The sequence below is a fragment of the Aeromonas sp. QDB30 genome (genome assembly GCF_027707645.1).
Classification (GTDB): Bacteria; Pseudomonadota; Gammaproteobacteria; order Enterobacterales; family Aeromonadaceae; genus Aeromonas; species Aeromonas caviae.
The window spans coordinates 81,781-90,995 of the sequence record NZ_JAPCIY010000009.1 but is presented as its reverse complement, the minus strand read 5'-3'; the positions used below and the strand labels follow the sequence as shown (position 1 = coordinate 90,995).

Below are 9,215 nucleotides of genomic sequence, written 5' to 3'. Positions count from 1 at the left end.
TTGCGATTAAATCAGATCACAAACGAAGCCTTTTTTCTATCTATTTCAATTGGTTGTAGCTAAAGATCCTGTACATGATGGCCGTATAGGCAGTGAGCGGGGCCGTCGCCGTCACCAGACTGTTGAAGTTACGAAATTCCTCGATCTTGGATTCTGCGAGTCGCATGGCAATTTCATAACGCCGCCCATCCTGGGAGGCCGTCAGGGTCGACTTCGACAGCATCACCAGCCCGACCACCCCCACCCCCAGCACAACCAGGGTTACCAGTATCTCAAACAGGCCAAATCCTTTTTGCCGTTTCATTTACTTGTCCTCTACCAGTCGCGCCAGCTGCCCGGCACCTGTTTAAGAGTCTGGAAGGCGGCGCCTGTCCTGATATTGCTCAGTGCGGCCTCATCATATTTAGCATCATAGGTACCATTGGCCTTGCCCAGCTCAAAGTTGGCAGCCAAAGCACCGTTTACGATGGCCCCGCCAGTGAGCTTGATATCCGTGGTTGCCGTAGCTGGATGTGAAGAGTACGCAAATACCAGCCCGTACAGTTGACGGTTACCATTGATGGTCAGGCTGCCATCCTTGATGATCAACACAACAGGGGCAGATTGAGTACCGATATTGGAGCCGGGATTGCAATCACCATTGACAATGACAAGCCCCGTCGTCGTCGGCCCCAGACCATTGCAATTATTGACTATCTGGTTGGCTCTTGACTCTATGTTGGCCCAGCCTGCGGCATCGTCATTCTCATTGAACAGATACCACACCAGATCGTCGGGAAAGTAGGGATCGCTATCCTTTATATCTGACTGCTTGTCCCCTTTCTGGCTGATGTTGGTGCCGCAACCACCATCGTAATCCCCTTGGTGGCAGGTCTGCCCCGAGCCGTTGGTAAGATCGACATACTCATCGGTCCAGATGGAGAGCGGCACTCCGGGCCCTCCCCCATTGGGATTGGCAACCACCGTAAAGTTGCCGTTCACCGCCATGCCCCCAGCAACAGTCAGTGGTGCCGCAGGCGTCCCCGCCAGCACCTTGGTCTGCACATATTGCGCCCGGACGACCGCCTGGGCCTGATCATCGTTCAGGGTCGCCATGGAGCTGAGCGTGATGGGGGTTATCTCCTCCGAACCCACCATAATGGGTGAGGCGCTGCTAGAGGCGAGAGTGTAACTGCCGCTGGCCACCGTGCTGGTCGCCGCGCTGGTACGCCAGTCGGGATCCTGCGTCAACCGCCCCGCCCCGTCTGCTAACCCCTGCTCGGCCAGCGCCAGCGCCTGGCGATAGAGCGCCTCATTGAGCATCACCCGTCGGTCGGCCACCAGCAGCTTGCCGACCAGCAGTGAAACACCCAACAAGATCAGCAGCAGCAGCAGCGTGACCGTAAAGGTGGTAAAACCCGCTTGTCTGTTCATATCAATGCCCATCATTGCGCAGCTTGATATCCCGCTGCAGGTTCAAGGTCAGGGCAGGCGTATCCTTGTAGCGCCCCGATATATTGAGCTGGATGGCCCGGGCCCCGCTTACCTGACTGCTGGCGAGCAGGTTATAGGTAAGCTGGGTGATCTCTATGGTGTTATCGGTAGAGATACGGTTCCCCCCAGAACTACATTCAGGCAACGTTGAAACATGAGAAGACACTGCTCCCGATAGCTCAACTAACCAAACTGAATTATCTGCTCGATAGCTATAAACAACACCCTCATTCGGGCCTATAACACCATTAGCACTATTGGCTACACCTTCATCTCGCCCATCGTAGCGAACAATAATGCAGCTATTATTCACATCGTTGCTGCCATCGAAATAGAAGGGGGAAGTGGCGCCGCTTACCAGAGTGTGGCTAGCCGCACTGGCATCATAACCGGCCCGGGTAATATCACGGGCCATCATGTCGGTGATTGCCTGAACCTCCTGATTGAGTCGACTCACCTTCATAGCCGTGCTATTTGCCCTGAGAATCGTTGCGAAGAGCGTCGTCACGGCAGCCACCAGTAACAAGCCCGCCACCATGGCGACCATCAACTCCACCAGACTGAAGCCTGCATGTCGCCTCAACATGTCGGCACCCCACTCACATTGCTGACAGCACAGGTACGAACCCGCCCAACATTGTTGGTAACGACTCGCATGGCGTAGCTACCGGATGAGATGGCAATGTTACCAGCCGTCAGCGTTCCTCTGCGAGGAGAAATATTGAGCGGCCTGATATTGGTCGCCGACTCACTGTAACTCGCCACCAGAGTGATACCGGGGAATTCGCTGGCATTCACCCCTTTCCGCCCCTCGATGCTGGAACAAGCATCGGCACAGCTATTGCAGCTACCGTCGATATGCACCCGGTAGCACCAGTTACTGGTACCACTATTGAATAGCAGCAGATTGAGCGTCTGATTGCGTTTGACCGCCTCGGATTTGAGCAACATGACATCGGTATAGATAGCCTGTGTGGCAGCCCTCACCATCTGCTCCTGCCGCAATGACTGATAGCTGGGCAAGGCAACGGCAAGCAGCAATGCAGCCACCGTCATTGCCAGTAACAGCTCAATCAGGGTGAAACCGGAAACACGTCCTGCTGTGCGCATCATTTAGCCCAAGACTCCTTTCTTTTTGCCCATGCCAGTAGAGCCCACCGTCAGTACTATTCTATAGTATCAAACCGTTTCCAGAGCGTGCCGCCCATGAGAACCAAACAATCAGGTATTACATTGCTGGAGCTGCTGGTTGTGGTGGCTGTCGTCGCCATCCTGGCGGCTGTAGCCTACCCGAGCTTTACCGATGGGTTGCATAAGTCTCGTCGCGCCGAGGCAATCAAGGGCCTGCTGAGCATGCAGCTCAAGCAGGAGGAATTTCGCATATCCAATACGAGTTATAGCGGAACACCAGCTCAAGTGGGTAACCCAACAAGCGATTACTACACCTTCACCATCTCTGGCGCTACCGCTACGGTTTATACCCTGATAGCCACAGCCAAAGGCAGCCAAAGCAATGATTCAGGCTGTACTACTCTGACCCTCAACAAGGCCGATACCAAGACGCCATCTGACTGTTGGAAGTAACTCACTGCGGACCAGTTACACCGAAGCCACAAGCTGATTCGACTGCGTAGTCAGTTTCGTGTTTTGGATCAATGAGTTAAATGATGTGGCCCCAGCGTCAGCTGGATAGACAAGAGTGCTATGGTGACCATCGGCTTGATGAGCGTGAAACCAAGGTGCGCAAACATCCTGTTATGCACAGTGCCAAGCCCTCCGTAAGTTCCATCCATGTTGGGGTCGGCATCAGGAAATGTCGAAATTTCAACCAGAACTATCGACATTGTTAATGGCAAAGCAGGCTTCAAACGAGAACACCCGCTGCTTTTATTATGGAAAACGAAACGCTAGTCACAAAAATGCCGGCGCTGGGCCGGCATTTCTATTAGAGGATACGAAGTTCGGGGGGGACCTCAAACACCACGTTTTCCTCGCGACCCGGATGTTCGGTCACTATCTTGCCCCCCAGCTCGCGCAGGCGACCAATGACGTTCTGTACCAGCACGTCGGGTGCAGAAGCCCCTGCCGTCACCCCGATACGTTCCACACCGTCCAGCCACTGTGTCTCAATCATGGAGGCATCGTCGATGAGGTAGGCCTTGGCGCCCACCTTCTCGGCCAGCTCCCGCAGTCGGTTGGAGTTGGAAGAGTTGCGCGATCCCACCACCAGCATGGCATCCACCAGCCCGGCCATCTCCCGCACCGCGTCCTGACGGTTCTGGGTGGCGTAGCAGATGTCGTCCTTGCGCGGCCCCTGGATCTTGGGGAAGTGCGCACGCAAGGCATCGATGACGTCAGAAGTCTCATCCACGCTGAGGGTGGTCTGGGTGACGAAGCAGAGATCGTCCGGATTCTTCACCCGGAGTTTCGCCACATCCTCCGGCGTCTCTACCAGATACATGCCCCCCTCGGGATTTTCGTACTGGCCCATGGTACCGATCACCTCGGGGTGGCCGGCATGGCCGATGAGCACGGCCTCGGAGCCCTTGCGACTGGCGCGATGGACCTCCATGTGCACCTTGGTCACCAGCGGACAGGTGGCATCGAACACCTTGAGGGCGCGGGACTTGGCCATCTCGCGCACCGTCTTGGCCACGCCGTGGGCGGAGAAGATGACGATGCTGTCGTCCGGCACCTCGTCCAGCTCCTCGACGAAGACGGCGCCCGCCTCCTTCAGCTTGTTCACCACGTAGCGGTTGTGCACCACCTCGTGGCGGACATAGATGGGGGCACCGAACTTCTCCAGCGCGCTCTCGACGATGCTGATGGCCCGGTCGACACCGGCGCAGAAGCCACGGGGGTTAGCCAGCAGAATATCCATCAGTGAACCTTCTCCTCGTCATCAACCCCCAGGATCTCCACCTCGAAGGTGACGGTGTGACCGGCCAGGGGGTGGTTGAAATCGACCGTGACCGACATCCCTTCCACCGCCCGGATGATCCCGGGCAGCTCGCTGCCGTTGGGCTGGTCGAACAGTATGATGGTACCTACCTTGGGCTCTACATCGGCACCGAACTTGGCGCGGTCGAGATGGTAGATGTTATCGGGGTTGGAGAGGCCAAAGGCCTCTTCCGGCACCAGGGTGAAGCTCTTGCTCTCCCCTGCTCGCAACCCCAGCAGGCATTGCTCGAAGCTCGGCGTCAGACTGCCGTCTCCCATCCGCAGACGGGCCGGCTTGCCGTGCAGCGCCGTGCTGTCGGCCACCGAGCCGTCTTCCAGTTTGATAGAGAAGTGGAACAGCACGCTGCTGTCCGCAGCAATCGACTGGCTCATGAGGTCGCGTCCTGTTTTTTCTCGCCACGGAAGCCATCCAGCACGATCATGGCGGCACCGATGAAGATGAAGCTGTCCGCCAGGTTGAACGCCGGCCAGTGGGCACGCTGCCAGTAAAAGTCGAGGAAGTCGACCACATGGCCCAGCACCAGCCGGTCAAACACGTTGCCGAGCGCCCCGCCGATGATCAGGCTGTAGGCGATACCGCTCCAGCGCTGGGTCACCGACTGCTTGCGCAACCAATGGATCAGCAGACCGCAGATGGCAAACGCCAGCAGGGCGAAGAACCAGCGCTGCCAGCCCCCCTGATCGGCCAGGAAGCTGAAGGCCGCCCCCTTGTTGTAGACGTGGACCAGGTTGAAGAAGGGGGTGATCTCCACCCCCGGATAGCCAAACGGCAGCAGCTTGACCACGGCGAGCTTGCTCGCCTGGTCCAGTACGAAGGCCAGCACCGCCAGCCACAGCCAACGCAGGCCGGTTTTGTTGTTCATCTCGTTCTGAGTCATGTTCATCAGGCAAATTGACGCGTTTCGCCGTCACCCTCGACGTTGGTGACACAGCGGCCACAGATCTCTTCGTGACCCGCGATGGTGCCCACGTCTTCCACATGGTGCCAGCAGCGGTCGCACTTGGCGGCGGCAGACTGCGCCACGCAGAGCCACAGGTCGTCGCGCTCGGTCGCCACGGCCTCTGCCGGTGCGGCATCGACGCTGACCACCCTGGCCTTGGAGGTGAGCAGCACGAAGCGCAGCTCATCGGCCAGGGCGTTCAGGCGGGCAGCCAGTTCCGGCTTGGCGAACAGGGTCAGTTCGGCCTGCAGGGAGCCACCGATGCGCTTCTCCCCACGAGCCACTTCCAGCGCCTTGTTCACTTCACCGCGCACGGCGAGGATCTCGGCCCAGAACTCGTCGTTCAGCACTTCGCCCGCTTCCAGCCCGAACAGGCCGTCGTACCACTCCTCGGTGAAAACGAATTCGCCACGCTCACCTGGCAGCAGAGCCCAGATCTCGTCGGCGGTGAAGCTCATGATGGGCGCCATCCAGCGCACCATGGCCTCGGCGATATGATAGAGGGCAGTCTGGCAGGAGCGACGGGCCAGGCTGTCAGCCTTGGCGGTGTACTGACGATCCTTGATGACGTCCAGATAGAAGGAGCCCATCTCGATGGAGCAGAACTGCATCAGCTTCTGGGTCACGCCGTGGAAGTTGTACTCGTCGAACGCTGCCACAATCTCGGCCTGTACCGCCTTGGCACGGCCCACGGCCCAACGATCCACCACCACCATGTCGGCAGGTGCCACCATGTCGGTCGCTGGATTGAAGCCGTTGAGGTTGGCCAGCAGGAAGCGGGCGGTGTTGCGAATACGACGATAGGCGTCGGCCGAGCGCTTGAGGATCTCGTCGGAGACGGTCATCTCGCCGGTGTAGTCGGTGCTGGCGACCCACAGACGCAGGATGTCGGCCCCCAGCTTGTTCATCACGTCCTGCGGGCTGACCACGTTGCCGATGGACTTGGACATCTTGCGGCCCTGACCATCCACGGTGAAGCCGTGAGTCAGCACCTGGTTGTAGGGAGCCTTGTCTTTCATGGCGACGCCGATCATCAAGGAGGACATGAACCAGCCACGGTGCTGGTCAGAACCTTCCAGATACATGTCGGCCGGCTTGCCGTTGAACTCGGGACGGGCATCGACCACGGAGGCATGGGTAGAGCCGGAGTCGAACCAGACGTCCAGGGTGTCGGGCACCTTCTCGTAGTTGTCGGCGTCCGCGCCCAGCAGCTCGGCCTTGTCCAGATCCCACCAGGCCTGGATGCCGGACTGCTCGACCCGCTTGGCCACCTCTTCCATCAGGCGGACGGAATCCGGGTGCAGCGCCTGGGTATCCTTGTGAACGAACAGGGAGATGGGCACGCCCCAGGTACGCTGACGGGAGATGCACCAGTCGGGACGATTCTCGACCATGGCCTGAATGCGGTTCTTGCCCCAGGCCGGCACCCAGCCGCTCTGGCCGTGCTGGGCAATGCCCTCTTTCTCGATGCGCTCGATCTCTTCGAGGGCACGCTTGCGCAGACCCTTCTGCTCCATGCTGATGAACCACTGCGGGGTGGCACGGAAAATGATCGGGGTCTTGTGGCGCCAGCAGTGCGGGTAGGAGTGGTTGAACACCTTGTGGTGAAGCAGGGCGCCGCGCTCGGTCAGCACCTCGACCACGGAGGCGTTGGCCTTAAACACGTGCTGGCCGGCAAACAGCTCGGTATCCGGCAGATAGACGCCGTTGCTGCCAACCGGGTTGGCCACTTCCAGGCCGTACTTTTGACCGACCACGAAGTCTTCCTGACCGTGGCCAGGGGCGGTGTGCACCGCACCGGTACCGGCGTCCAGGGTGACATGGTCACCCAGCACCACGGGCACGTCGAAGTGGTAGAAGGGGTGGTTGAAGCGCAGCAGCTCGAGCGCCGCGCCCTTGGCGTAGCCCAGGTTGTGGAACTTCTCGATGCCGGCCCTGTCCATCACGTCCTTGACCAGCTCGGCGGCCAGGATCAGGCGCTCGGGATTGTCGCCCTCAACCTGCACCAGTGCGTAGTCGAGATCGGCATGCATGGCGATGGCGCGGTTGGCCGGCAGGGTCCAGGGGGTGGTGGTCCAGATCACGGCAGAGATCACGCCCTTGCCGGTGTGGCCTTCGGCGCAGTCAAACTTGGCGGCAACGGCAGCCTCGTCGACGGCCTTGAAGCGCACGTCGATGGAGGGGGAGTTCTTGTCGTAGTACTCCACTTCGGCCTCAGCCAGCGCGGAGCCGCAGTCGGTACACCAGTGCACCGGCTTGGAGCCCTTGTGCAGGTGGCCGTTGGCCACGATCTTCGCCATGGAGCGGATGATGTTGGCTTCAGTGCCGAAATCCATGGTCAGGTAGGGATGTTCCCAGTCACCCAGCACGCCCAGACGGATGAAGTCGGTCTTCTGCGCTTCGATCTGGGTCTTGGCGTATTTGCGGCACTCGGCGCGGAACTCGGCGGCGGAAACCTTCTCCCCCGGCTTGCCGACCATGCCTTCCACTTTCAGCTCGATGGGCAGACCGTGGCAATCCCAGCCCGGCACATAGGGGGAATCGAAGCCGGAGAGGCCCTTGGACTTGATGATGATGTCTTTGAGGATCTTGTTGACCGAGTGACCGATGTGAATGCTGCCGTTCGCATAGGGGGGGCCATCGTGCAGAATGAAAGAAGGCTTGCCCGCTTTGGCGCGGCGAATGGCGCCGTAAAGATCCTGATCGTACCAACGTTTCAGCATGTTGGGTTCGCGCTTGGCCAGATCGCCACGCATCGGAAACTCGGTTTCCGGCAGATTCAGGGTGTGTTTATAGTCGCTCATCAGTCCTGGGTTCCCTTCTTTTCTAAAAGAGTGCTGGGTAAATGAAATTGTGGCAGCCCGAACCAGGCTCGGGCCGCCAGGGCATCTCGTTCGATCTGCTCTTTCAAGGCGGTGAAAGAGTCAAACTTCTGCTCTTCGCGCAGCTTGTGGCGAAGCAGCACCTTGACCTGCTGACCATATAGATCACCAGAAAAATCAAATAGATGTACTTCCAATCTGGCTTGTGTACCGCTCAAGGTCGGCCGTACACCCACATTGGCGACACCGGGGAAGGTCTTGCCGGAACATATCACTTCCACCGCAAACACGCCACCGACCGGGACAACCTGGCGTTTGAGGGCCAGATTCGCGGTGGGAAAACCTATGGTGCGCCCCAGCTTGTCACCATGGGCCACCCGGCCGCTGATGGCATAGGGGCGACCGAGCATCAGCTCCACCTCCGCCATGCGGCCCGCTTTGAGGGCCTCGCGCACCAGCGTACTGCTGACCCGCTGGCGGGAAAGCTGGAAGCTCTGGGTGCTGATCACCTCGAACCCGAAGCGCCGACCGGCCTCCTCCAGCAAGTGGAAGTCCCCTTCCCGCCCCTTGCCGAAGCGAAAGTCGTCGCCGACCACCAGATAGTGCACGCCGAGTTTCTCCACCAGCAGTTGCTCGATGAAGGTGCTGGCCGCCTGCTCGGCAAAACGATGGGTGAAACGCACGCAGAGCATGCGATCGATCTGCATTCCCTTGAGGGCTTCGTACTTCTCCCGCCAGCGACTGAGGCGGGCGGGCGCGGCACTGCCCGCAAACAGCTCCAGCGGCTGGGGTTCGAACAACATGACGCAGGCCGGCAGGCCAAGTTGGGCGGCCTTCTCCTGCAAACGGGCCAACACCGCGTGATGCCCCTGATGAACCCCATCGAAGTTGCCTATGGTCAATACACAGCCCCGGTGACGGGGCTTGATATTGTGAATGCCGCGAATAAGCTCCATCAGTGCCTTGTGCGTTGCTGCCATGGAAATCGGCGGATTATATATCAGGCAGCAGGCAGGGT

9 protein-coding genes and 1 pseudogene are annotated in these 9,215 nt (G+C 59.2%); 1 reads left to right on the top strand and 9 read right to left on the bottom strand.

Annotated elements, in window-relative coordinates:
- Positions 1-76 precede the first annotated feature (76 nt).
- The 4 genes and pseudogenes from PG896_RS04880 to PG896_RS04865 all read right to left on the bottom strand — a co-directional run.
- Positions 77-304, bottom strand: a pseudogene (locus PG896_RS04880) (prepilin-type N-terminal cleavage/methylation domain-containing protein); the annotation flags it as partial.
- Positions 305-315: 11 nt separating this feature from the next.
- The gene (locus PG896_RS04875; RefSeq protein ID WP_270835443.1) at positions 316-1,428 is read right to left on the bottom strand and encodes a PilX N-terminal domain-containing pilus assembly protein; all 1,113 of its coding nucleotides are present in this window, start codon (positions 1,426-1,428) and stop codon (positions 316-318) included.
- Positions 1,415-2,059, bottom strand: coding sequence for a PilW family protein (locus PG896_RS04870; protein WP_270835442.1), 645 nt, complete (start codon positions 2,057-2,059; stop codon positions 1,415-1,417). Before PG896_RS04870 ends, PG896_RS04875 begins: the two co-directional genes overlap by 14 nt.
- Positions 2,053-2,586: a GspH/FimT family pseudopilin gene (locus PG896_RS04865; RefSeq protein WP_235673795.1), complete on the bottom strand. Its 534-nt coding sequence runs from the start codon at positions 2,584-2,586 to the stop codon at positions 2,053-2,055. The genes PG896_RS04870 and PG896_RS04865 overlap by 7 nt, the downstream gene beginning before the upstream one ends.
- 93 nt (positions 2,587-2,679) lie before the next feature.
- On the opposite strand from PG896_RS04865, the gene PG896_RS04860 reads away from it, so the two are divergent.
- Positions 2,680-3,057 carry a type IV pilin protein gene (locus tag PG896_RS04860; RefSeq protein ID WP_171864922.1) on the top strand — a complete coding sequence of 126 codons (378 nt, stop codon included), beginning with the start codon at positions 2,680-2,682 and terminating at the stop codon, positions 3,055-3,057.
- A gap of 361 nt (positions 3,058-3,418) precedes the next feature.
- Here PG896_RS04860 and ispH read toward each other — a convergent pair whose 3' ends face one another.
- Genes ispH through ribF form a run of 5 tightly spaced genes read right to left on the bottom strand, consistent with a single transcriptional unit; the run spans position 3,419 to position 9,153 of the window.
- Positions 3,419-4,354: a 4-hydroxy-3-methylbut-2-enyl diphosphate reductase gene (gene ispH, locus PG896_RS04855; RefSeq protein ID WP_270835441.1), complete on the bottom strand. Its 936-nt coding sequence runs from the start codon at positions 4,352-4,354 to the stop codon at positions 3,419-3,421.
- Complete coding sequence (gene fkpB, locus PG896_RS04850; RefSeq protein ID WP_042079281.1) at positions 4,354-4,806, bottom strand: FKBP-type peptidyl-prolyl cis-trans isomerase; 453 nt, start codon at positions 4,804-4,806, stop codon at positions 4,354-4,356. Before fkpB ends, ispH begins: the two co-directional genes overlap by 1 nt.
- Positions 4,803-5,318 (bottom strand): signal peptidase II, encoded by a 516-nt coding sequence (gene lspA / locus PG896_RS04845; RefSeq protein ID WP_042079282.1) that lies wholly within the window; start codon positions 5,316-5,318, stop codon positions 4,803-4,805. Before lspA ends, fkpB begins: the two co-directional genes overlap by 4 nt.
- Positions 5,318-8,179 (bottom strand): isoleucine--tRNA ligase, encoded by a 2,862-nt coding sequence (gene ileS / locus PG896_RS04840; RefSeq protein WP_270835440.1) that lies wholly within the window; start codon positions 8,177-8,179, stop codon positions 5,318-5,320. Before ileS ends, lspA begins: the two co-directional genes overlap by 1 nt.
- Positions 8,179-9,153, bottom strand: a complete 975-nt coding sequence (gene ribF, locus PG896_RS04835) for a bifunctional riboflavin kinase/FAD synthetase (RefSeq protein ID WP_010673098.1) — start codon at positions 9,151-9,153, stop codon at positions 8,179-8,181. The genes ileS and ribF overlap by 1 nt, the downstream gene beginning before the upstream one ends.
- Between the last annotated feature and the right edge of the window lie 62 nt (positions 9,154-9,215).

What these genes read in the sequence shown, in the direction of transcription:
- PG896_RS04875 (WP_270835443.1), bottom strand. Translation starts at nt 1,428, where the DNA reads ATGATGGGCATTGATATGAACAGACAAGCGGGTTTTACCACCTTTACG.
- PG896_RS04870 (WP_270835442.1), bottom strand. Translation starts at nt 2,059, where the DNA reads ATGTTGAGGCGACATGCAGGCTTCAGTCTGGTGGAGTTGATGGTCGCC.
- PG896_RS04865 (WP_235673795.1), bottom strand. Translation starts at nt 2,586, where the DNA reads ATGATGCGCACAGCAGGACGTGTTTCCGGTTTCACCCTGATTGAGCTG.
- PG896_RS04860 (WP_171864922.1), top strand. Translation starts at nt 2,680, where the DNA reads ATGAGAACCAAACAATCAGGTATTACATTGCTGGAGCTGCTGGTTGTG.
- ispH (WP_270835441.1), bottom strand. Translation starts at nt 4,354, where the DNA reads ATGGATATTCTGCTGGCTAACCCCCGTGGCTTCTGCGCCGGTGTCGAC.
- fkpB (WP_042079281.1), bottom strand. Translation starts at nt 4,806, where the DNA reads ATGAGCCAGTCGATTGCTGCGGACAGCAGCGTGCTGTTCCACTTCTCT.
- lspA (WP_042079282.1), bottom strand. Translation starts at nt 5,318, where the DNA reads ATGAACATGACTCAGAACGAGATGAACAACAAAACCGGCCTGCGTTGG.
- ileS (WP_270835440.1), bottom strand. Translation starts at nt 8,179, where the DNA reads ATGAGCGACTATAAACACACCCTGAATCTGCCGGAAACCGAGTTTCCG.
- ribF (WP_010673098.1), bottom strand. Translation starts at nt 9,153, where the DNA reads ATGGAGCTTATTCGCGGCATTCACAATATCAAGCCCCGTCACCGGGGC.